Below are 21,893 nucleotides of genomic sequence, written 5' to 3'. Positions count from 1 at the left end.
CAGCCAAGAGTGCCTTCCCCTCTCCCCCTAAAGAGAAACTGGGCAGGGGCGCTCACTAGGCAATGCCGCTGCGCTTCTGCGCCTCTTTGCGGGAGATGGTTACATGGCGCAGGCCGGCGCGGATGAGCTCCTGCTCCACCAAGGCAAAAAAGCGCTGCCGATCCCCACTGCGCACCACGGCCAAATGGTGGGCTTCGGCCAGAGCAATGGGGTAGCCAAAGCCCTTTTGCACCTGGCTTAGCACCCCCCCTAGGGCCTGCTGCAGCAGCTCGGACTCCTGGGCTACCCAGGCAGGAAACTCCAGGCGGGCAATTTCGGGATCCCCTTTCCCACCACCATTGCCGACATTCAAGTAGCAACAGTGGATGTGGTGTTCCCCAAAAGTCTCCAGGACGCTGGCGCCACTGCGCCAGAGGGGGCTACGCTCGCCCGGCTGCAGCAGGGATCCCCAAAAAACGCGATCTGCCAGAGGGGCAAAGGGCTGGCAGGGGGGAGTTTTCTCGCCGGCGCAGTAGCGGTGGCAGTCGCAGCCCAGGTAGGGGCACAGCCCCAGGCCCAAGTAGTTGAGGGTTTCGCTGCTGCGGGAAGCGCTAATGTAGCCCACTAGAGGAATGCGAGCCAGCCGCAGCCGCTCTAGGGCAGCTAGGATGGGCTCTAGCCAGGGTTGTTGGGCCGGCTTGGGCAGCGGCTCCAGGCCCCAGGGGATTAGGGATCCATCAAGTAGCGCCAGCACCCGGCGAGTTCTGGGCAGCGCTAGGGCCAATTCCACCAGCTCCTCCAGTTCTACTTGGGAGCGGCGAAGGGCCAGTCCAGCTTCAGCCTCCAGCTCTGGACCCTGCTGAGCTGCTGGGCGGGGAAGGCGACGGGACGTCCTTCCCCGCAGCCAGGGGGAGCGCTCGGGTTCGGCAAGGAGTCCCTCCCCGTAGATCAGGAGGGGCTGGCTGTCCAGCAGCGGCCACTCTTGCGTGCCGTAGTGGAGAGCCACCCGCCCGATGTTGATGAGCGAGCAGTAGGCGATCTCGTGGTGGCTGGGCAGGATCTGGGAGCCGTCGGTAGCCACCACCGTGTGCGGTCCCTGCAAAGGCTCCACCTTGGGCAGGGATCCCCAGGTTTCCGGTGGCTCGGCAGGGCTGGCACAGGTAAAGGCCAGATGGGCTCCCCACTCCGCCCAGCGGGACTGCCAGAGCTGGGGTTGTTGTTGCAGGCGGGCAAACTCCTGCCAGGCTCGGCGCAGGCGCCCTTGGTTGGCCTTCGACTCCTGCTGCAGGTGGCGGGCGAAGGCGGGAATCTGCTCGCTCAGTTTAACAAGATCCAGCATAGGCGGCTGGCCCACCCCTGCCGGCAGCTAGGGGCTCCACTTCAGAGGGATCCCTCTTGCCCTCGCTCGCGGGGTATGGGGTGGCAGCGGTAGCTGCGCCCAGCTCCTCTAGCGGAAACTCCCCGTAGACCTCGCTGCTGTTGTTGGGGCTTTCCTGCAGGCGGACACGGTGCAGTTGCACCCCCAGCTCCCGCAGGGGCAGAGTTAGCAGCCGCTGGATGTAGAGGGCAATGTTTTCGGCGGTGGGCACCACCTGGGCAAAGTAGGGGATGTCTTTGTTTAAAAAGGTGTGATCTAGGGGTTTGACCACCTGCTCCTCAATTACCCGCTGCAAAGCCGCCAAGTCCACGATCATCCCCGTGCGCGGGTCGATGGATCCCTTGACAGTGATCTCCAAGCCGTAGTTGTGGCCGTGGCCGTGGGGGCGGGCGCAGAGGCCGTAGATGGCGGTGTTCTCTTCCAGACTGAGGTGATCCAAGGCCAAGCGGTGGGCGGCGCTAAAGTGGGTGGCAACGGTCAAGTAGGCTTGCATGGCTTCTCCTCGGTATTCGGCCCAAAGGTGGGGATCCTCGTAGAGGCGCACACTACTAAGCGGCAGCGCATCGGCTAGGCGCTGCCAGATGGCGTAGGCGATAAACTCGGTGGTGGGCAGGGTTTGGGCAAACTCTGGCCAAGCTTCGTTGAGGTAGGCAAAGTTCAGCTCTTGAATGACCCGTTCCTGAAGCACTTGCTTGACCTCTGAGAGGTTGAGCACCATGCCGTACTCATCCACCTCCCCCGTCAGGCCCACCTCCAGCACGTAGTTGTGGCCGTGGCCGGGGAAGCGGGCGTGGGGGCCAAAACGGGCCAGGTTCTCGGCTTCAGAGAGCTCCGGCAGCCAGTAGCGGTGGCTGGCGGCAAAGTGGGCGCGGCGGTAGATGGTACAGGTTCTGGACATGGAGGGCAGAGGGGCAAAGCGCAGGGATCCCTCCTTCAGCATAAACTGCAAACCTGTCCTGGCGCTGGGCAAAGGAAGAAGCTCCTGGGGCAGGACTTTTTGCGCCAGAAGTATGTCAACCTGGAGGATAGGCAACTCTTTGGGCTGCTGGGAGCGCAGGCTAGGAGCGGCTGTGGTCTATCGGGTTGGGCTACTGGGGCTGGGTACTGTCGGCACGGGGGTGGTAGAGATTTTGCAACGCCCACCTCACCCCCTCTTGCAGGCTGTCGAGCTTGCGGCGGTAGGGGTGCGTTCCCTGGACAAGCCACGGCGGGTGGCCATCCCGCCTGAGCGCCTGACCACTGACCTAGAGCGGATTGTGTCGGATCCAGACATTGACGTGGTGATTGAGCTCATGGGCGGGTTGGAGCCGGCTCGCAGCCTCATCCTAAAGGCCATTGACCACGGCAAGCCAGTCATTACAGCCAACAAGGCGGTCATTGCCCGCTATGGCGAGGAGATCTTCCGCGCTGCTGCCCAGGCCAGGGTGGCTGTGCTGCTGGAGGCAGCCGTGGGGGGTGGGATCCCTGTCGTCCAGGCTTTGCAGCAGTCGCTGCAGGCCAGCCGCATCCAGGCGGTCTGGGGCATCATCAACGGCACGACCAACTTCATCCTCAGCCAGATGGCCCAGGAGGGTAGCTCCTTTGCCGAAGCGCTGGCCCAAGCCCAAGCCCGCGGCTATGCGGAGGCGGATCCCAGCGCCGATGTGGAAGGATGGGATGCGGCGGACAAGATCGCCATTTTGGCTAGCCTGGCGTTTGGGGTGTCGGTGCCGCGGGAGGCCATCCCCTGCGAAGGGATCCGCAGCATCAGCCCCACCGACATCCGCTATGCCCGCGAGTGGGGCTACACTTTCAAGCTTTTGGCCATTGCCCAGAGGGCTGGCGTCCCAGGAGCCGAAACGGCCTTGGATGTCCGCGTCCACCCCACCCTATTGCCGCTGACCCACCCGCTGGCCAACATCCACGGCGTGGACAACGCCGTCTGGGTACAAGGGGATCCCCTAGGGCAGGTGGTGCTCGCCGGGCCGGGGGCGGGACAGGGGCCGACGGCCAGTGCTGTCGTTGGGGATCTGCTCACCCTACTTGCCCACCTGCAGACAGGGGCCCATCTCCCCAATCCTCTCTGGGGATTGCCTGCTTCTCCCCCTGTGGCTTCCCTGCTGCCGCTGGCGGAGGTGCAGTCGGAGTTTTACGTGCGGGTATTGGCCCAGGATCGGCCGGGGGTGATGGGGGCCATTGGCACCTGCTTTGGCCGTCATGGGGTGAGCCTGGAGAGCATTACCCAAAAGGAGTGCCACCAGGAGCTGGCGGAGATTGTTGTCCTCACCCACACCGTGCGCGAGGCCGACTGCCGGCAGGCGCTGGCCGAGATCCAACAGCTTCCCCAGGTAGCCGGGATCCCCAGCCTGTTTCGCGTGCTGCGCTAATTGGCGCCCCTCGTGTTGCCCGTGATGGAGGATAGCTAGCTTGGCAGCGACCGTGGATCTTGCAACCCCTGAACTCCTCAGAGCCGAAGTGGTAGTCATTGGGGCGGGCATCAGTGGCCTGACGCTGGCTTGGCGCCTGCAGCAGGGTCTCTCTGGTAGGGGTGGCTCCGCTCAGCCGGTGCTCTTGGCCGAGGCCAGCTCTCGGGTGGGCGGCTGCATTTCCACCCAATCCAAAGACGGCTACCGCTGGGAGGAAGGCCCCAACAGCTTTACCCCTACGCCTGCCCTGCTCAACTTGATTGCCGAGGTGGGCCTGGCCGACCAACTGGTGCTGGCCGATGCCAAGCTGCCCCGCTACATCTACTGGGAAGGAGAGCTGCTGCCAGTGCCGCTGAGCCCTACGGCGGCTCTGGGCTCACGGCTGCTCAGTGTGGGTGGTAAGCTGCGGGCTCTGCAGGGCCTGTTGGGGTTTGTCCCTCCGCCGCCGGGGCAGGAGGAGACGGTGCGACAGTTTTTCCGGCGACAACTGGGATCCGAAGTGGTGGAGCGCCTGGTGGAGCCCTTCACCTCGGGGGTCTATGCTGGGGATCCGGATCAACTCAGCGCGGTAGCAGCTTTCCCTCGGGTAGCTGGCCTAGAGGAGCGCTACGGCAGTCTCTTTGCCGGCGCCCTGCAGGCTCTGCGCCAAAGACCCCAGCCTTTTCCCGCAGCCATCCACCCCCCGCCCAAACGCGGCCAACTGGGCAATCTAAGGCAGGGGCTGCAGCAGTTGCCAGAGGCCCTAGCCCAAAAGCTGGGCGACAGCCTGCGGCTGGGTTGGCAAGCGGTGCAGCTGCAGCGGGAGGGAGAGCTCTATGGGGTGGGCTTTGCAACCCCCGAGGGATCCCGCTGGGTGGCTGCTCGCCAGGTGGTGCTGGCCCTCCCCGCCTATGAGGCTGCCTTGCTGCTGCAGGAACTCAACCCCCAGGCCAGCCAGCTCTTGGCGGGGATCCCCTATCCGCCGGTGGCAGTGGTGGCTCTGGCCTATCCCCAAGAGGTTCTGCCGCAGCCGCTGCGGGGCTTTGGCCACCTCATCCCTCGCTCCCAGGGTCTACGCACCCTAGGCACTATCTGGGCTTCCTGTCTTTTCCCGGAGCGGGCTCCCCAGGGCTACCACAGCTTCCTCAGCTTCCTGGGCGGTGCTACCGATGCCGCCTTGGCCCGCCGGCAAGGGATCCCACCCATCACTGCTCTGTCCCCTGAGGAGCGAGCGCAAATTGTCCACGCCGAGCTCAGTCAGGTGCTGCTTACCCGCCGCGCCGAGCCCATCTACTTGGGCGAACGCCTGTGGCCCCGCGCCATTCCCCAATACACCCTCGGCCACCGGCAGCGGATGGCCCAGTTGCAGGTCCACCTGGCCTCCCAGACGCCGGGGATCTGGGTGTGCGCCAACTACCTAGACGGTGTGGCCCTGGGCGACTGCGTGCGGCGGGCTGAGGCGCTGGCGCAGCAGCTTTTGTCCCAGGTCTAGTCCGATGGGTCGCCCCTACACCGTCCTGCTTTTGGTTCCCACCGGTATCGGTGCCCGGGTGGGCGGCTTTGCCGGCGATGCCCTACCCGTGGCCCGCGCCTTGGCCGCAGCCGCGGATTGCGTCATCACCCACCCCAACGTGCTCAATGGCGCCACCCTCTTCTGGCCCCTGGGGAATGTGCTCTACGTGGAAGGATACGGCCTGGATCGCTTCTGTGCCGGGGAGTGGTTCCTCAGGCCAGTGCGGCAAAACCGCATCGGGGTGGTGCTGGATGCCGGGATCCCTGAGGATCTGCGCCAGCGCCATTTGCAGGTCATGCAAGCCGCTCAGGCCACGCTGGGGCTGGACATTGGCCCCTGGCGCTTGACTCCTCGACCCTTAGGCGTTGCCGTCAGCTTCTCCCCTGCCGGGGCCAGCCAGGGATCCCTAGCGGATCCCGAGGCGCTCCTGGAAGCCGCCCGTGCGCTGCTCGAGGCAGGGGCCGAGGCCATTGCCGTGGTGGCCCGCTTCCCCGACGATCTTGACTTTAGCCAGTACGAGCAGGGGCAGGGGGTAGATCCCCTGGCGGGGGCCGAGGCCATCCTCAGCCACCTGGTGGTGCGGGAGCTGGGGATCCCGTGTGCCCATGCTCCGGCCCTCTACCCTGATCCCGACCCCAAGCCGGTTCACCCCCGCGCTGCCGCTGAAGAGGTGGGGTTTACCTTCCTGCCCTCGGTTTTGGCAGGGCTGAGCTACGCCCCCCAGTTTGGGAAAAGGGGGGATCCCCTGCAGACGGGCGACCTGACAGCCGAGCAGGTGGATAGCGTCATTGCCCCGGCCACCGCCTTTGGCGGCCCCGGCCTGCTTTACCTCGCCAGCCGCCCCCGCCCGCCCCTGTTTATTGCCGTCGAAGAAAACACCACCGTCATGCAGGTCCACCCGCGCCAGTTGGGGATCCCGCATGTGGCGGTTAGCTCCTACCTGGAGGCCATTGGCGTGGTGGTGGCCCACCGGGCTGGCGTGGCCCTCTCGTCGCTGCGGCTGTAGCCTCAGGCTAAGCCCAGTTCTGGCCCAGAAACGGCAACAGGCCAATCAACAGCAGGCCCAGCGTGGCCAGCGACCCAACCAAAAAGGAGAGGGAGCGCCCCAGGGGAATGTCACCGATGTAGAAAAAGTTGTAAAACAGCCGTGCCAGCAGAAACACACCGCAGAGCAAGGCTACCCCTTCGTCGCCGCTAAGGCCAAACAGCCAGGGATCCGGGTGGGGGCCAGTAACATAGGCAATCAAGGCTGACGGCGCAAAGGTGCCCAGGGCCTCAAAGCCGTTGGCATGGGCCCAGGTGGCCCGCTGGCCGTAGGGAGGCAGCCGGTCGAACATAGCCCGCGGCGCATGGGGATCGTAGCCAACGCGGGCGCGGGCATAGCCGACCACGCCCATGGGCAGGTACACCAACAGGATGGCTGCAGCAATCGAGAACAGGGGGATGGCTTGCAGGGGGAGGTTGGGCAACATAGGCAAAACGCAGAGGAAAGAGGCGGCACCCGCACTTTCTCTAGGCTAGCCTCCCTAGGCGGGAATTGGCGCCGGGCTGCCCAGCAGGTAAGCCCCAACGGCTTCTAGGCTGGGCGGGTGCAGGAAAGGGAGGGTGACAATGGCCTGCTGGGGAAAGCGCTGGGGCAACTGGGCCAGGATGGCCTGGTGGCGGCGCCAAAGGGCTGCGCCAAAGGGGGTGGAGTCCTCCAGCCAAACCCGATTGAGAACGGCGTAGGGATGGGGGATCCCTAGGGCATCCAACTCCGCCAAGAGGCGCTCGGTTTCCGCCAGAACTGCCTGTTCGGGGTTGAAGACAGGGACAAAGCTAACAAACTGGGGATCCCGCAGCCGCCGCTGCAGCTGGCGCACCTGGGCCAAGAGATCCCGCAACCGCTGCGCCCATTCCGGCCGGCCCACCACGTCGCGGTACTTTAGCCACAGCTTCAGGGCCAAGCTTACCCAGCCTTCTAGGGCCTGGGGCATCTGCAAAAAGCGCAAGAGGTGGCCGGTGGGGGCGGTATCCACCACCACCAGGTCGAACTGGCCGCTGGCTTCTTGTTCCAGCACCGTCAGCAGGGCCATCACCTCGTCTAGGCCGGGAGGGGGCATCTGTAAAAGCTGCCGCCAAGCCTGGGGGTCGTACTGGATCTCCACCCCTGCCGTTTCCTCCCCCGCCAGGATAGCCGCCACCTCTTCCAGGTAGTCCTGGCGGAAGCGCTCCAGCACTGCCGCCGCCTCGATCTCCTGGCCCAGCAGGTTGGGCAAGAGCGGCAGCGGCTCCTGACCCAGCTTTGTCTGAAACAGATCCCCCAGCGAGTGGGCCGGGTCGATGGAGACCAGTAAGAGCCGCTGGTCGGGATGGCGCTGGGCCAGGTTCCAGGCCAGGGCCCCGGCCACCGTGGTCTTGCCCACTCCGCCCTTGCCCCCCACCAGGAGCAGGCGGATTCCTTGGGCCAAAAAATCTGGCAGGACCACCCTTGGGGGGGAGGGGATCCCGCCGACAGGCTCTCCTGGGCTAGCGGGGATCTCTTCCAACTGCGGCAGCACCTCTGGCAAGGGGCGAAGCTGTTGCACCAGCTTGTCCAGGGCCGTCGGCCCAATCGGCTCCTCCAGTTGATAGGGACAAACCCAGATGGGATAGCCAGGCAGCTCCTCTTGGAGTGTTTTTAGCCAGCGCCACTGCTCCTGCTGGCGGGCTAGGTAAAGAGGCGAGGGGCGGCTGGGGGTTGCTTCCGCTTTTTCCCCTGCGGCCGCCACCGTCCCTAGCAGCACCTGGTTGACCAGAAGACCCCCCACAGGCACACGGCGGCTTTGCAGTTGTTGACAGAAGCGGCGGGTCTCCGCCACGCTCAAGGGCTCCGGGATCAGCACCAGCCAAGCAGAGGTGCTCTCCGGGTCGGTGAGGCGGGCTTTGCCTCCCTCCAGCTCTCCCTGTAACCGCGCCAAAAAGGCATCCGCCTCATCCGGGCAATAGGTGCCCGTCAGGGATTGGACAACCTCGCGGTGCTTGGCCTGGAAGGTGGCAAACACCGCCAGCAGATTATCCAAAAAGTCGGGCAACTCCAACAGCCGCAGGGTGTGGCCGGTGGGGGCCGTGTCCAGGATGACTGTGTCCACCTCTTGGCCTGCCAGCAGGCGGTTGACCTCGAGGATGGCCATCAGCTCGTCCACCCCCGGCCAGTCCAGATCCCAAAGGGGCAACAGATCCTCTCGCCCCAGCCAACTGCCCCGCTCGGCAATGAGCTCCAGAGCCGGGCCGTAGGTCTGCTTGAAAGACTGCAGCAGCACCTCGGCCTGGAGGGCCCGCACCTGCAAGTTGGGCCGTTCGCGCAAGCGGTGCGGAGCACTTTCCAGCAGGGGTTGGGGGGTGTCGGCCACCGGGATCCCCAGCACATCCCCCAGGGAGTGGGCCGGATCGGTGGACAGCAACAGCAAACGGCGCTCTGGTTGCCTCTGGGCTAGGTGACGGGCTAGGGCACAGGCCAGGGTGGTTTTGCCCACGCCCCCCTTGCCGCTCAACAGCAGCAAGCGGCAGGAAGCCGATCGCGTCAGCGGGACGTAGTCCACGAGCCGGTCAAAGGGGGAGTTGTCGAGCTGAGCGGGCTGCAAAGGGATCCCTCGCGCGCAGGTCACCCCTATTCTGGCCTGGATCTCCCTTGGGGATACCCCAGCCCGCTAAGGTAGGCTCTCGCCAACTCCAGTCGGCGGCGTCCTCTGTCCCAGGTCAGCAGCGCGTGGATCCCAAGCCAAAAGCCCGTCCACAGCCAGTTGTGCAACCAGATCTTGCCCAAGATGGGCAGGGTCAGGCCCTCTGTTCCGCCCAGCACCAGGCCGGCTGCCAAGATTAGCCCTTCAAAAGCAAGGAACCCTAGGATCAGCATGACCAAGATCCAAAGGTAATTGCGCAGCCATTGCCGAGGTTGGACAGGGTGGGGCTGGAAAAAGAGCGGGCGATAGCTGGCCAGCCACGCCACCCCCACCGTGCCGATCCCCAAGACCAACCCCCAAGCCAAAGAATCAGGGGTACGGGGATAGTTGTGCCAGGTGTAGCCAAAGATTTGGTTGGCCAGCCAAATCATCGAAGCGCTGACGATTGCCCTTTGGCGAGTTAACGTGGTGCCCGTGACGATGCCAACAGTTACAAAAGGCAGTGTACAGGTATAGGCAATGTTGCTAAGGCAGCCGATGGTGGTCAATAGGCTGGGCCAAAATCGACCTTGGGCTAGATCGCGGGTGGCTTGGATCCAAATGACCTCCGGGATCCCGCGGCGGGTTTTGGGGATGGACTGGACAAGAGCTTGTAGGCTGACCATAGGCTAATCCCCAGGAAAGAGGTGAGCTTTTAAGGGACACTTGTTCAGCAGGTGCTCCTGGACAATTTGCCGCGCTACTGGGGGTGTGACTTGCTTGTACCAGGTGCGGTCACCAGAGTAGAAAACCACCGGCCCTTGTTGGCAGACTTCTAGGCATCCTGAGGTGATAACCGGAACATCCAGATTGGCCTCGCGCAGGGCCGATTGCAGAGCTTCCACCACCGGCTGATAGTGGCGAGAAGGATAGCAGCGGCTGGAACGGCAAACCGCCAAATAGGGCCGCTGGAGAGGGTTATCTCTTTTCCCTCGACGTCAATGGCTCGCAGGCGTTCATAAAGGGAAAGCTGCTGATAGTCGGCTTTGCCTTCGGGCAGGTAGTCTTCTCCTGGCCCCAAAAAGGGACTGGGCAAAAAGATCTGCAGCAGCGATTCCTCTGCCCCGTTCCAAAACTGGATCCCCCATTGGCGAGGCTGGCCCTGCGGATTGAGGCGGCGATAGAGGGCGGCGCGGCCGACCAATCTTTTGCGGCGCAGCTCAGGAGGAGTTCTGCGGTAGGGGCCGCCCTGGTGTTCCTCCAAACACAGATGCAAATGCCAAGTTTCCGTGGCCACGGTCAAGTAGCCGTCGTAGAGCACACAGAGAGTAGGGGGATCCTTGAAGGCCGCTTCCAGGACGCCACCCTCCACCACCTGGCCCACTTGGATCTCGGCCCAGCGCTCCTGAAAGAGCTCATAGAGCAGCGGCCCAAGACAGTCGATGTGAGCCGGGATCCCTTCGTAAACGGTTGTCCAGCCGGTGGGGGAAACCTCTTGCCAAGTTTGATTTAAGGGTGGGACCCAGGGATTGAAAACAGCCATAGGTTGCTCCTATTGGATTGGCGGAATGCGGGCAATCACCCCCTTTTTGATGGGGCGCTCTGCCCAGGGCAGGATCCCATCGGGCTTTGTCAAATACAGCTCCGCCGTTTGCAAGATTGGCTCCACGTCTTTTGGATCGAGATCGCCAAAGACATAGGTCATCTTTCGGGGGGCTGCCAGCGCAACCACACAAGCGTGGCTGCAGCCGCTCATACAGGCAACTGGCTTCAGTTGCAGTTGGGGATTGAGCCTTTGGGATTGCAAGGCAGCTAGGAGCATTTCTCCCTTGCTGATCCCTTCTTTTTGGCCGTTGACCCAGCGAGATCCACAGGTGGTGCAAACCCAGAGGCAATGTTTAGACTCAGCTTGAGCCAAAGTTGTCGATGGAGAAATAGAGGGAAAGTTGGTCGCGCTCACCATAGAGTTGTATCCAAACTCCACTGCAAAGCAGACAATTCCACTGGGGCAGCTTGTTCTAGATAGTTAGCCAAAAATAGCCCGAGAGGATGCTAAAATTGCCCCCGCAAGTTCATCCTCAGCGTGCGGCCAACGCCGGGATAGCCGGGGAAAACTTCATACTGCTCATCCAGCAGGTTGTCGATCCCCAACTCTAGGCTCAGGGCCTCAGTCAACGGGATCCCTCCCCGCAAAGCCACGGTGGTATAGCCTGGCAGGGATTCCGTATTGGAGTTGTTGGTAAAAAAGCTCCCAATGTGATGGACCAAGATCGAGCCGTACCCGCCCTGCTCATAGCGATAGGTTAGGCCTAGGTTGAAGCTATCGGCTCCCACAAAGGCTAGCTGTTTGCCAACTGTGGCCGGGTTAAGTGCAGCGCGGATGATGGGATCATTGAGGGTGTAGTTGGCAAAAAGCGTCCAGTTTTCCCCCAAACGCAAATCCAAAGCCGCTTCCAGGCCGGTGTATTCGACCAGCCCAATATTCTCATAGGTTCCCTGGCGCGGCCCCAGGCTGACAAAGGTGATGCCATCGCGGATGCGGTTGTGGGCAAACGTTAGCCGCAGCAGGCCAAAATCTCCCAGGCTCTGATCCAAGCCAACGTCAAAGCTCTCCCCTCGCTCTGGGCGGAGATTGGGGTTGCCATCCACTTCAAAAAAGCCTCGCAGCCGAAAGAATAATTCCGAGATCAAGGGGGTGCGAAAGCTGCTGGCGTAGTTGGCTCTCAAGGTGGTGCCTTCCGCCACTGGCCAGCGGATCCCCACAGCCGGCGAGGTGGCCGAGCCATTGGCCAAACTGCTGAAGTCCTGGCGCATGCCCAGATCAAGGTGGAAGTTGGGATCCGGGCTGTAATCCAGGCGGGCAAACAGGGCGCCCTGGTTAACCGTATCGTCGTAGTTGATATTGGCAGAACCGTTGGCAAAGGAAAAAGTTGTATTGCGAGCTGAGATGGAGCGATAATCTACCCCCAAAGCTCCCTCTAGGTTTTCGCCGGCTTGCCAAGCATACTGCAGCTGGGATCCCCAGCCATTGCGCAGGATGACGTCGCGGGATCCCTGGCTTTGCAGAGCACTGAAACGGTAGTTGAGATCGTCAAAAAAGACTCTTGCCTGCAGGGATCCTGTTGCCTGAGTCCACAGCCAACTGAGATCCAGCAGCAGATCGTTGGTGTTTTGCTCTGCATCGGGAGAGGGAAATTCCACACTGCCGGGCACACGAAAGGCTTTATTGAGGTAGAGGGCGTTGGCTGTTAGGACTTGGTCTTTGGCCAGTTGCCAGGTAAGCTTGGCCTGCAAGTTGTGGTACTCCACCGCCGAGTTTTCCCGCTTGCCTGACTTGCCCAGCCGCTCAATTGCAAAGGGAAAGTCGTTGTTACTTTTCAGACGGCGATAGCTGAGCACCCAGCCCAGATCCTGGGCTTGGCCCCGACTTTGGATCCCTTGCTCATTGAGGCCGTAGCTGCCGACCGCCGCTTCCAGCACCGTCTCCGTTTCTGGCTGTGGCTCCACCGTAACGATGTTGATCACGCCGCCAACAGCATCCGAGCCATACAGAGTAGAGCCGCCACCGGGAGAGACTTCAATTCGCTCGACAATATCTGTGGTGAGTTGAGAGAGGTCAAACCCGCCAAAGAAGCCCAGATCGTTGAGGGGGCGGCCATCCAAGAGCACCAACACCTGCGCCGTTCGCGCCCCTCGCATGAATTGAGAGCTAAGAGCTCCCAACTGAGTTCCCGCTGTGCCATCGCTGAGGATCCCAGGCAGATAGCGCAGGGCTTCTTGCACCGTCCTTGCCCCTTGCTCGCGCATCTGCTGGCGGGTGATGACATAGACTGGGCGCGAAGAGTCCCGCAGCAAGCCAGGGCGGCGAAACGGTGTGGTGACGGGTTGATTGAAAATCTCGGCACTAAGACTGGTGTCCAAGACCGCTTGCGCCCAGGCTGGGATCCCCAGACTCCAGCTCCCCAGCCCAAGGCTGAGACAGACAACAATTGCTTTCATCCAGTTGCTCCTGCTTCCGTGCGACGCGGAAGAGCTAAGCTGTGAGCCAAAGCCGCAGGCGGGCATCCTGACTGAGGGCCTTAGCCCATCACAGTTGCGGCACAGCGCCGGATTTGCACCGGACTTTCCCCATTGCTTGCCCTGGCTGATCCCCAGAGCAACCTGACGGCACGGCTTTCTCCGCAGTCCTTTTGGAAAAAGCCGTGCTAGGCATCATACATTCCCTGCTGGGGAGTTCCTATCCTGCCGGGGGGGATCCCTGGGCAGTGAGGTCAACGGAAGATCATCTCCGCCACCGCGTCAAAGCCGGCGTCCAACAGGCGATCCAAGACTGATTGGGCCTGGCTGCGGCTGTCGTAGAGGCCGGCCTGCAGCACCCTCCTGCCGTTGAACACGGTCTCCACCGCCTCAGGGACAAGCTGCCGCAGCCGCTGCAAATCGTCGCTGCCTTTGGGGGTTACCAAGACGCGAAAGCGGGTAGCCGCTCGCGTCAGCGGGACGGAGTCCTTCTCGGCAGCCTGAGCAGGAGAAGCTGGGGCCGAGCTTGAGGGTGCAGAGGAGGAGGTAGGAGGGTTTTCTCTGGCCTGCCGGCGGGCCGGCGGCGGCAGCAGGGTGGTGAGGTCAGTAAGGGGAGCTGCAGAGGCCTGGCGGACAGGGGCGGCAGCAGGCTCAACCGGCTGGGCAGGCGTGGTAGAGCCATCGGGGGTGAAGGGGACGGCAACAAACTCCTGGGGTTGAGCGCCCGACGGCTGGCTGGGGCTGCTGGGCAAAATACGCCCTCCCGAGCCCGCTGCGAGAGGGGGGAGGGGGGCCGTCGGTTGCGGCACCGCCACCACCGGTAGGTTTGGGGAAGTTTCGGCTGGCTTGGCCGTCGCCGGCTGGGGATCCCTGCCGCTGCCGGGAGCCGGGGGAGCGCTGGGCAGCGTCAGGCCGCCGGCAGCAATGGGTGGCGGGGCGTTGCTGGGCAGGGCAGCCACGGCGGTCTGGCCCGCCAGATCCAGCTCCCCTTTGGTTTTGCCCGCCAGTTGGTTGCCGTTGGCGTTGAGGCGCAGGCCGCGAGTGGCGTTGTGGATGTCGTACTGGCCGTTGCCCTCAAAAATGTTGTTGCCGGGATCCGAGGCCGTGCCCAGATCGGGCTGGGCGTTGGTGATAGCTGTCAGGCCAGTCTCTAGGTTGCGGGCAATGAGATTGTTGCGCAAGATGGGCCGAGCGCTGCCGCCAACCACAATGCCGGTGCGGTTTTGCAGGATGCGGTTATTGCGCACCATCGGCGCCGAGCGCTGGTCGATGGTGAGGCCAAAGCCGGTCTCTTGGAAGAGGTTGTTGACAATGGTGGGCTGGGAGGTACCCAAGACAGAGATGCCGTTGGCCCCATTCTTGTAGAAGCGGTTGCCCTCTATCCAGGGGTTGGAGGCGCCGGCAATGAGAATGCCGTCGTGGATGCTGCCCACAAAGCTGTTGTTGAGAATGCGGGGGGAAGCCGATTCTATCCAGAGGGCATAGCCGCGCCGCCCCTGGTTGCGCAGGGTAACCCCGCGCACCTCTGAGCCGCTCTCGGCCACCAGGGCAACATTTTGCCGGGCCAAGGTCGGGCTCATGTAGGTGCCGCCGCCATCGATCAGGTAGCCCTCCCCTAGGGTGGACTCGTCCCCGCGCAAGATAAGGCCAGCTTTGAGGCGGATGGGGAAGACTTCGCCGCTTTCTGCGCTGTAGATCCCTGGCAGCAGCTGGATGATGCTGCCTGCTGGTGCTCGTCCAATGGCATGGGTGATGGTCTTGAAGGGGTTGTTGCGGGATCCATCCCCTTGGGTATCGCTGCCATTGGCGGCATCGACAAAAATGACAGGTCGGTCATCCGGCAGCGGCGGCGCCTGAGGCAGGGCCTGTTTCTCCACAAGGCTGGTGTCTAGGGAAGTCTGTGCCCAGCCAGGATCAAACTTCGCTGCCAGCAGCAAGGTGGTGCTCAGGAGGAAGGAAGCGGCTAGCCGCGTCAGCATTGTGGAACCCTGCGGCTGCAACCGCAAGTCAGGCAGGGCTGCTGTAAATTGGTGTTTGCCGGATTTCTGCAGACAAATCATAGGGCTCATTCTTCCACCAGGCTGGGCGAGAGAAGGAAGGAGGGTCGAGGTTATCCTACCAAACCTGACAGGCGGGATCCTGCCCTCTTCCCCAACCCCAGATACGGACTGACGCAAGCTTTTTTCGCAGATCTAACGCTACCCCTAGAGTATACCCTTGCCATGACCGAAGAAGCCCTTGCCCGCGAAGGCTCCTCCCAAGAGTTGCCCCTGGCTTCCCTCTCCTCTGGGCGCCCCCTGCTTAACCTGCTGCTGTTGGGGATCCCGGCGGGGCTGCTGGCGCTGGCGGAGTTGACGGGGCAGCCGGTTTTGGGCTGGGGGGCAGTGCTGGCTTGGCTGGGCTTGGCCGGCTGGTGGGGGCAGCCGCTTTGGGTGCAGATTGGGCGCGACCTCTGGCAGTGGCTAGCCACCTGGCCCAGCCTGGGATGGGCGGCGGCAGCCCTCAGCTTGGCCGTGGCAGGGGCAGTGGTCTGGGGTGGGGTTCTCTCAACCCTGCGATCCCTGAGCTGGGAGGCGATTGGGGCTTTGGGGGAGGTGTTTGGCGCTACCGGGCAGATCCTCATCGCTCTCCTGGCCGCCTATATTGCCTGGCGGCAGTACGTCATCTCCCGCGACCTCACCATCCAGCAGAACACCATCACCCAGCAGCAGACCATCGACGCCTACTTCGAGGGCATTTCCAACCTGGTTCTCTCCCCTGACGGGCAGTTGGACGACTGGCCCCTGGAGCGGGCCATTGCGGCCGGGCGCACGGCGGCCATCTTGAACGGCGTGGATCGCTTTGGCAAAGCCAAGATCCTGCGCTTCCTCTCCACCGCTAACTTGCTTAGCCCCCTGCGCCGCGACGAACACCTGGGCCGGCCCATTTTGGACGGCAAAGGCGGCTACCAGCGGGATCGCGTCAATGGTATCCGCGTGGTTAACCTGGGCACCATGCTGGAAGGGGCCGACCTGCATGGCACCCTGTTGCGGGGGGTGGATTTCAGTGAAGCCAGCCTGGAAGGAGCTGACCTGCGGGGTTGCGATCTTAGCCACACCAACCTCTGTGGAACCAATCTGCGCAATGCCGACCTGCGCGGGGCCGATCTCTACCGCGCTTTGCTGTTTGTGGGATCCTTCCAGACGGCCTCTCCCGCCCAGCCAGGGCAAAAGCCCGATTTCAAAACAGGAGCCTACACCGGCGCCATCGTGGCGGGAGCAGATTTCCGCGGCGCCCGTCGCCTTTCTCCTGAGCAGCGCGCTTACCTAGCCGCCTGGGGGGCGAAACTGGATCCCGGCCCTTCGCCCCCCAATTCCCGCTTGGATCCCAGCGGCAACAGCGAGCCCTTACCTCCTCCTGGCGAGCCGCCAGCCTCCCTGAAGCCCCGCTCCAGAGCCAATGGCCAGCAAGTTTAACGCCAGCGCTGCTGGGATCATTGCAGTAGGGGCTGGGGGTGGGGGCCTGCCGGCGAGTTGTTCACGCTAGCTTGAAATAGCCCCCATCCCTCAACTTTTGCCCATGGCCCGCTTGTTCACCAAGTTCTGGCTGCTGGAGCGCTACCTGTTTGGACAGATGCTCACCCCCCTTTTGGCCGGCCTTGCTGGAGGAACCCTGCTGCTTTTGGCGGGCCGGCTCTTTACCCTCGCCGAGCGGCTGGTTGAGGGATCCGTGCCCCCCCTGACGGTGCTGCAGCTCTTGATGTTGGATCTGCCGGAGATGGTGGTGCTGGGCATGCCCATTGCCGCTTTTTTTGCCACCCTACTCACCTTGGGCAACCTAAGCGGCAACAGCGAGATTACCGCCATGCGGGCAGCCGGGATCCCGTTTACGCGCATTTTTCGTCCCCTGTTGCTGGTGGGACTGCTCCTGAGCCTGAGCGCTTTTTTAATCAGCAACGTCCTCCTGCCGGCCAGCAAACGGGAAATCCGCCGCATTGACCAGCAGGCGCTCCTGGCCCAGGCTACAAGCCCGGTCCAATACGACGTCTTCTTCAAAACCACTGCCGTTGGCGGGACGGAGTCCCTAGACAACCTCTGGTTTTTCATTCGCCAGGTGGATCCGCGGCTGAATACCATGCAGGATGTCACTATCCTGCGGGTGGATCCCCTGCCAGGGGGCAAGTACCGGTTGGCGGAAGTGACCCTGGCGGCCCAGGCAGTGTGGAACGGCCTGGACTGGACCCTCAGCGAAGGGGTGACTCACCACTACGGCCCGGACGGCCTCAGCCTGGCCGAAGAGCCCTTCGACCGCAAGCCACTGGCGGTCTCCCAAGATCTGGCCGCCCTGTTGCAGCCGCCAGTTCCCCCCAACGAGCTCAGCCTACCAGAGCTGGCGGAGCGCATCTCCCGCTTGGCCCGCTCCAACCTCGATACCCAGGCGCTGCGCACCGAGTTCCACATGCGCTTTTCCCTGCCTCTAGCCAGCTTCTTTGCCGTGCTGATTTCCCTTCCCCTAGGATCCAGCACCGCTCGCCGTGTGGGCCGCTACGGCGGCGCCGTCTTGGGGATCCTGCTGGTGTTTGCCTACTACGTGGTGCTGAGCGTATCGCGCAGCCTGGGAGAAGCAGGAGCCCTTCCCCCTTGGGTGGCAGCCTGGAGCTTTAACCTCCTCTTTGGCGGCCTTGGCCTACTACTGTTGGCCCGTTTCTTGCGCTAGGGAGGTCGGCTTCAAGGAACAGCTGGTGCCCTAGAAAGCGCAGCAGTTATGCCCAGGGCTGTCCATGGAGAGGGCGGCTGGGATGCTCCTCCGCCGTCCCTGGAGGCGCGTTCTAGAGTGAGCCAACGCCCCAGGCCTACTAAGCACCTTAGACTGGCTCCCCTCCCAAAACTCTCGGCCCTCGTGCTAACGCATAGAGGACACTACGCCCCCCTCTGCGAAGGCGTCGTCCCTCCAGGAGCAGACACGGGATGACCCAGATTCCGGCAACGCCTTGTCTACCTGCGGGGAGGGCTGTATCCCGACACTGACCTTGTCGGTGCGGAGATTCAAGCTTTCCCCAAGAGAGCCAACTCTCCCCTGGCTGTGCCTCAAGCCTGCAGCTTCTTCCAGCGGCAATCGCTGCTGTGGAAGGGCGAGATCCCTGGCTGCTGCCCCTTGGAGAGAGACGCCATGGGATGGGCAAGCGCAATCCCTTTTGGTTGGTAAGGCTGCCCTTGCCAGCTTTGTCCTTCCTTGCCGCGGCCCTACCTGCGAGCTACCAGGTAGGCCTCTTTGACGCTTTAGGCAGGGATCCCGGGCATTTTTCTGCCATAATATTTGGAGACGGGATGTAGCGCAGCTTGGTAGCGCATCTGCTTTGGGAGCAGAGGGCCGCAGGTTCAAATCCTGTCATCCCGATGAGGCTGGCAAAGGGAGCAAAGGGGGTTGCAGGGATCTCAGCCGGCTAGCTCCCATCCCAGGCAAGCTTGCATCACCTGGCCCAAGAGGTACAGGGAGCCGCAAATTACCCCAGGCGGCTCCCCAGGCTCAGCAGGCTGCTGCAACTGGGCTTGCAAAGCAGCAAGATCTGGCAGGGCCTGGGCAAGGCGGAGATGGGGCTGGAGGGTCTGGGCGAGGTGGGCCAATTCTTGGGGATCCGTTCCTGCATGGCCAAGGATGGGCAGGGCCCAAAAGCGATCCCCCGGTCGCAGCAGGGCAGCAAGAATACCCTTGACATCTTTAGTCGTGAGAATGCCCATGTACCAGGTGAGGGGGCCGGGCTGATGCTGGTCTAGGTAGCGGCGCAGGGCTTGGGCGGCTGGCAAATTATGGGCTCCATCCAGGAGCAGCTGGCGGGATCCAATCTGCACCCGCTGGAGGCGACCCGGCCAACGGGTGAGGGCAAATCCTTCTTTGACAGCAACATCGGGGATCCGCCAGCCTTGTTCCTGCAGGGTCTCCACAACGGCCAGGGCTACCGCCCCATTGATCAGTTGTACCTCGCCGGCAAGGGGCAGGGTCAGCACCTGATCCCGCCAGCGGACAGTCTGAGGACCGGACCACTGCAGGGGCTCCACCACTCGCAGGGGACTGCCCAGCTGCGCTGCCTTGGCCTGGATGACAGCCATCACCTCGGGGGGTTGGGGCGCGCACACCACGGGGATCCCTGGCTTGAGGATGCCGGCCTTTTCGGCGGCAATCTGCTCTAGGCTATTGCCCAGGCGTTGCCAATGATCCCAGCCAATGGAGGTAATGGCGGTTACCACCGACTTGATTCCAGCGTTGGTGGCATCCAGTCGCCCCCCGAGGCCCACCTCCATCACGGCCACCTCCACCTTTTGCTGGCGGAAGTATAGCCAGGCAGCAGCAGTGATGGCCTCAAACTGCGTTGGAGAAGCCTCGCCAGGAGCATAGGTTTGCAGACAGTCCCGCACTTGGGCCAAGGCTTGGCTCCAGTCGTTGGCGGAAATGTACTCCCCATTGAGCCAGATCCGCTCGCGCCAATCCACCAAATGGGGAGAGGTGTAGCGGCCCACCCGGTAGCCTGCCGCCCACAGCACGTGGCTAACCCAGGCACAGACGGAGCCCTTGCCATTGGTGCCAGCCACGTGGATGGCCGGGATCCCCGCCTGCGGCTGGCCCAGCCGCTGCAGCAAAACCTGCATGCGCTCCAGACTGAGATCTACACCAAACCGGCCTAGTGACTCCAAAAAGGCCGGCCAACTCCAGTCGGAGATCATCTGAGGCCTTAGGGACAACTCACTTTGGCTCAAGCCAACCCTCCGTCTTGCTAGCTAGGAAAAGCGGGGCTTGGGGATTGCTAGAGGTTCACCACAAAAGCGTCACGAATGCCCGGCTGCTTGAGCACCTCTTCTAGGAGTCCATCCGGCAGGGGATCATCTAGGCTGAGCACCATCACCGCATCGCCGCGGATGATCTTGCGGCCCACCTGCATGCTGGCGATGTTAACGTTGTAGGCTCCCAGCAGGGTGCCAATCCGGCCGATGATCCCCGGCATATCTCGGTGCAACGTCATGAGCATGTTGGCCGAAGGCGGCACATTGACTGGGAACTCGTCGATCTGGGTAATGCGTACCTCCCGCTCCCCAATGAGGGCCCCTGAAACCGAACGCACCCCGTTGGGGCCGTGGGCAATCAAGGTCAGGGAGCCGGAGTAATCCCTTACCGAGGGATCCCGGGTTTCCACTACGCGAATGCCCCGCTCCTTGGCCTCAATGGAAGCGTTGACGTAGTTAACCCGCTCCCGCAAAGCTAGCGTCAAGAGCCCCTTGAGTGCGGCGATGACAATTGGCCGGCTGTCTTTCTCAGCCAGGGATCCCTGCAGGCGGATCTCCAACTGGCTAACCCGATCCCCCGCTAACTGACCCACCAGGTTGCCCAGCGTTTCAGCTAACTCGAGGTAGGGCTTGAGGTTTTGCAGCACCTCCGCCTGCAGGCCGGGAATGTTCACAGCAGAACGAGCAGGCAGCCCCAACAACACATCGCGGATCTGCTCGGCCACATCAATGGCCACATTAATCTGCGCCTCCTCAGTGGAGGCCCCCAGGTGAGGGGTCAGCAAGATCTCTTTGCCCAAGGAAAGCAGAGGTGAATCTTTGCTAAGGGGCTCTTCAGCAAACACATCTAGGGCCGCTCCGGCAATTTGGCCAGATTTGAGGGCTTCGTAAAGAGCCTGCTCATCCACCAGGCCACCACGTGCACAGTTAATCAGCCGGGCGGTCGGCTTCATCAGGCGGAAGGTTTCAGCGTTAAACAGGTTAGTGGTCTCAGGGGTCTTGGGAACATGCAAGGTAATGTAGTCTGACTCCTGCACCAGGGTGGTGAAATCGACCAGGCGCACCCCCAGTTGCTCCGCCCGCTCGACGGAAATATAGGGATCGTAGGCCAAAAGCCGCATCCCCATTGCTTTAGCAATCTGGGCTACATGGGAGCCAATCCGGCCTAGGCCAACGATACCCAGGGTCTTTTTGTAAACCTCTACCCCCACAAACTCCTGCCGCTTCCATTGGCCCGCTTTCAGGGAGGCATTGGCATCGGCAATGTGGCGCGAGAGGGCCATCATCAAGGCAATAGTGTGCTCGGCGGCAGCAATGGTATTGCCCTCAGGGGAGTTGACCACTAGGATCCCGGCCTTGGTGGCAGCAGCCACGTCGATGTTGTCCACCCCTACCCCTGCCCGGCCAATGATTTTCAGGTTCTTCCCTGCCTCAATCACCTCCCGGGTAACCCGCGTGCTGGAGCGCACCACAATGGCCTCGTAGTTGGGGATCACCGCAATCAGCTCCTCAGGGGTAAGGTTGGTTCGCACATCCACCTGAGCTACCTGGGAGAGGATGTCAATTCCCGCCTGATCAATGGGATCGGTGACGATAACTCTGGGCATACGCAACGCTAGCCTAATGGTGAAGGGCAGCAGCAGAAAAGCCAATGCCACAAGCTGGCTTGGATCCCGCCGCCGAGCCAAGTTCTGACCCAACGCCAGCCAGCAACTTTACTCTACCGCGGAAGTCTGCCGCCACTCTCAAGACCTGCAGCTCCTAGAGGGCGAAGATATTTGCCCTCAATCAAAAAGAGGCCGCTGGCAAACTGCACACAGTAGGTGCCCAACATCCGCCGCTGCCGGATCACCCCTTGCTCGTGCAGCTGAATTAAATGAGCTGGGCGCAACCTCGGCACCGGATCGGCCGTTTTCAAATAGGGAGGTATCTCCACCACCTCAACCCTTGTCCCCACCGGCAGCAACTCTTGAGGTTTAGCCATAGCAAAAATCCCCCAGCGAGTAACGCTATACCTACTTTCAGCCTAGCGGAGCTTGGGCTGCCTCACCGCAGAACCAGAAACTGCGCCAAAGCTGGAAAGCACCGCGGCTTCCCCAGCTGCTGTCAATCGCCAGCAGACTTGCTATTATTTTGACCTCCATCGCATTCACTCTTGGAGACAGACAACCAGCTGCCCCTTGGGAGAGCTGGCAGTGGCTCACCCTTGGCCTACCTCCTCTCTTTGCACAAATCCAGTAGGAGTGT

General features: G+C 62.4%; 17 protein-coding genes, 1 tRNA gene and 1 riboswitch. Of the genes, 6 read left to right on the top strand and 12 right to left on the bottom strand.

The features are described from left to right. Window positions 1-55: 55 nt before the first annotated feature. Window positions 56-1,318 carry a DNA double-strand break repair nuclease NurA gene (locus NW822_RS03985; protein WP_414403600.1) on the bottom strand — a complete coding sequence of 421 codons (1,263 nt, stop codon included), beginning with the start codon at window positions 1,316-1,318 and terminating at the stop codon, window positions 56-58. Continuing rightward, entirely contained in the window at window positions 1,302-2,255 is a 954-nt protein-coding gene (locus NW822_RS03980) for a 6-carboxytetrahydropterin synthase (protein ID WP_414403725.1), read from the bottom strand. Before NW822_RS03980 ends, NW822_RS03985 begins: the two co-directional genes overlap by 17 nt. A gap of 172 nt (window positions 2,256-2,427) precedes the next feature. Here NW822_RS03980 and NW822_RS03975 point away from each other — a divergent pair, with 172 nt between their 5' ends. The 3 genes from NW822_RS03975 to NW822_RS03965 are packed head-to-tail and all read left to right on the top strand — an operon-like array spanning window position 2,428 to window position 6,260. Further along, entirely contained in the window at window positions 2,428-3,723 is a 1,296-nt protein-coding gene (locus NW822_RS03975; protein WP_414361312.1) for a homoserine dehydrogenase, read from the top strand. Window positions 3,724-3,775: 52 nt separating this feature from the next. After that, the gene (gene hemG / locus NW822_RS03970; RefSeq protein WP_414403599.1) at window positions 3,776-5,233 is read left to right on the top strand and encodes a protoporphyrinogen oxidase; all 1,458 of its coding nucleotides are present in this window, start codon (window positions 3,776-3,778) and stop codon (window positions 5,231-5,233) included. Between the two features lie 4 nt (window positions 5,234-5,237). Next, window positions 5,238-6,260: a DUF3326 domain-containing protein gene (locus NW822_RS03965; RefSeq protein WP_414361308.1), complete on the top strand. Its 1,023-nt coding sequence runs from the start codon at window positions 5,238-5,240 to the stop codon at window positions 6,258-6,260. Window positions 6,261-6,267: 7 nt separating this feature from the next. Here NW822_RS03965 and NW822_RS03960 read toward each other — a convergent pair whose 3' ends face one another. The 7 genes from NW822_RS03960 to NW822_RS03930 all read right to left on the bottom strand — a co-directional run bounded on the left by NW822_RS03960 (window position 6,268) and on the right by NW822_RS03930 (window position 14,960). Further along, a complete protein-coding gene (locus tag NW822_RS03960) occupies window positions 6,268-6,726 on the bottom strand; it encodes an MAPEG family protein (RefSeq protein WP_414366242.1) in 459 nt (152 codons plus the stop codon). 54 nt (window positions 6,727-6,780) lie between these two features. Further along, entirely contained in the window at window positions 6,781-8,880 is a 2,100-nt protein-coding gene (locus NW822_RS03955) for an ArsA family ATPase (RefSeq protein ID WP_414403598.1), read from the bottom strand. 2 nt (window positions 8,881-8,882) lie between these two features. Continuing rightward, window positions 8,883-9,560, bottom strand: coding sequence for a hypothetical protein (locus tag NW822_RS03950; protein WP_414403597.1), 678 nt, complete (start codon window positions 9,558-9,560; stop codon window positions 8,883-8,885). 149 nt (window positions 9,561-9,709) lie between these two features. After that, on the bottom strand, window positions 9,710-10,417 hold the full coding sequence (locus NW822_RS03945) for a hypothetical protein (RefSeq protein ID WP_414403596.1): 708 nt from the start codon (window positions 10,415-10,417) through the stop codon (window positions 9,710-9,712). A gap of 9 nt (window positions 10,418-10,426) precedes the next feature. Next, a complete protein-coding gene (locus NW822_RS03940; RefSeq protein WP_414334715.1) occupies window positions 10,427-10,837 on the bottom strand; it encodes a DUF1636 domain-containing protein in 411 nt (136 codons plus the stop codon). 89 nt (window positions 10,838-10,926) lie between these two features. Beyond that, complete coding sequence (locus NW822_RS03935) at window positions 10,927-12,873, bottom strand: TonB-dependent receptor plug domain-containing protein (RefSeq protein WP_414403595.1); 1,947 nt, start codon at window positions 12,871-12,873, stop codon at window positions 10,927-10,929. Window positions 12,874-12,912: 39 nt separating this feature from the next. Beyond that, window positions 12,913-13,054, bottom strand: a riboswitch (cobalamin riboswitch). 91 nt (window positions 13,055-13,145) lie between these two features. Then, the gene (locus tag NW822_RS03930; protein ID WP_414403594.1) at window positions 13,146-14,960 is read right to left on the bottom strand and encodes a DUF1565 domain-containing protein; all 1,815 of its coding nucleotides are present in this window, start codon (window positions 14,958-14,960) and stop codon (window positions 13,146-13,148) included. Between the two features lie 153 nt (window positions 14,961-15,113). On the opposite strand from NW822_RS03930, the gene NW822_RS03925 reads away from it, so the two are divergent. The 3 genes from NW822_RS03925 (at window position 15,114) to NW822_RS03915 (ending at window position 18,267) form a co-directional block, all read left to right on the top strand. Continuing rightward, window positions 15,114-16,346 (top strand): pentapeptide repeat-containing protein, encoded by a 1,233-nt coding sequence (locus tag NW822_RS03925; protein ID WP_414403593.1) that lies wholly within the window; start codon window positions 15,114-15,116, stop codon window positions 16,344-16,346. 103 nt (window positions 16,347-16,449) lie between these two features. After that, window positions 16,450-17,586, top strand: a complete 1,137-nt coding sequence (locus NW822_RS03920; protein ID WP_414361292.1) for an LptF/LptG family permease — start codon at window positions 16,450-16,452, stop codon at window positions 17,584-17,586. Window positions 17,587-18,193: 607 nt separating this feature from the next. After that, window positions 18,194-18,267, top strand: a tRNA-Pro gene (locus NW822_RS03915). Window positions 18,268-18,305: 38 nt separating this feature from the next. Here NW822_RS03915 and NW822_RS03910 read toward each other — a convergent pair. From NW822_RS03910 to NW822_RS03900, 3 genes are all read right to left on the bottom strand, one after another. Next, a complete protein-coding gene (locus NW822_RS03910) occupies window positions 18,306-19,589 on the bottom strand; it encodes a bifunctional folylpolyglutamate synthase/dihydrofolate synthase (protein ID WP_414361290.1) in 1,284 nt (427 codons plus the stop codon). An 80-nt stretch (window positions 19,590-19,669) separates the two neighbouring features. Beyond that, the gene (gene serA, locus NW822_RS03905; RefSeq protein WP_414361527.1) at window positions 19,670-21,253 is read right to left on the bottom strand and encodes a phosphoglycerate dehydrogenase; all 1,584 of its coding nucleotides are present in this window, start codon (window positions 21,251-21,253) and stop codon (window positions 19,670-19,672) included. A 113-nt stretch (window positions 21,254-21,366) separates the two neighbouring features. After that, window positions 21,367-21,630, bottom strand: coding sequence for an NAD(P)H dehydrogenase assembly family protein (locus tag NW822_RS03900; RefSeq protein ID WP_414403592.1), 264 nt, complete (start codon window positions 21,628-21,630; stop codon window positions 21,367-21,369). Between the last annotated feature and the right edge of the window lie 263 nt (window positions 21,631-21,893).

Source organism: Synechococcus sp. H70.2 (assembly GCF_047462275.1).
In the GTDB taxonomy this organism is placed as follows: Bacteria; Cyanobacteriota; Cyanobacteriia; order Thermostichales; family Thermostichaceae; genus Thermostichus.
The sequence above is the reverse complement of the archived record's forward strand: the minus strand, read 5'-3'. Positions and strand labels throughout refer to the sequence as shown.

Coding starts and splice junctions, on each gene's coding strand:
- NW822_RS03940 (WP_414334715.1), bottom strand. CDS start 10,837: ATGGTGAGCGCGACCAACTTTCCCTCTATTTCTCCATCGACAACTTTG.
- NW822_RS03980 (WP_414403725.1), bottom strand. CDS start 2,255: ATGTCCAGAACCTGTACCATCTACCGCCGCGCCCACTTTGCCGCCAGC.
- NW822_RS03960 (WP_414366242.1), bottom strand. CDS start 6,726: ATGTTGCCCAACCTCCCCCTGCAAGCCATCCCCCTGTTCTCGATTGCT.
- NW822_RS03910 (WP_414361290.1), bottom strand. CDS start 19,589: ATGATCTCCGACTGGAGTTGGCCGGCCTTTTTGGAGTCACTAGGCCGG.
- NW822_RS03900 (WP_414403592.1), bottom strand. CDS start 21,630: ATGGCTAAACCTCAAGAGTTGCTGCCGGTGGGGACAAGGGTTGAGGTG.
- NW822_RS03930 (WP_414403594.1), bottom strand. CDS start 14,960: ATGAGCCCTATGATTTGTCTGCAGAAATCCGGCAAACACCAATTTACA.
- NW822_RS03920 (WP_414361292.1), top strand. CDS start 16,450: ATGGCCCGCTTGTTCACCAAGTTCTGGCTGCTGGAGCGCTACCTGTTT.
- NW822_RS03985 (WP_414403600.1), bottom strand. CDS start 1,318: ATGCTGGATCTTGTTAAACTGAGCGAGCAGATTCCCGCCTTCGCCCGC.
- NW822_RS03935 (WP_414403595.1), bottom strand. CDS start 12,873: ATGAAAGCAATTGTTGTCTGTCTCAGCCTTGGGCTGGGGAGCTGGAGT.
- NW822_RS03965 (WP_414361308.1), top strand. CDS start 5,238: ATGGGTCGCCCCTACACCGTCCTGCTTTTGGTTCCCACCGGTATCGGT.
- NW822_RS03945 (WP_414403596.1), bottom strand. CDS start 10,417: ATGGCTGTTTTCAATCCCTGGGTCCCACCCTTAAATCAAACTTGGCAA.
- NW822_RS03950 (WP_414403597.1), bottom strand. CDS start 9,560: ATGGTCAGCCTACAAGCTCTTGTCCAGTCCATCCCCAAAACCCGCCGC.
- serA (WP_414361527.1), bottom strand. CDS start 21,253: ATGCCCAGAGTTATCGTCACCGATCCCATTGATCAGGCGGGAATTGAC.
- NW822_RS03925 (WP_414403593.1), top strand. CDS start 15,114: ATGACCGAAGAAGCCCTTGCCCGCGAAGGCTCCTCCCAAGAGTTGCCC.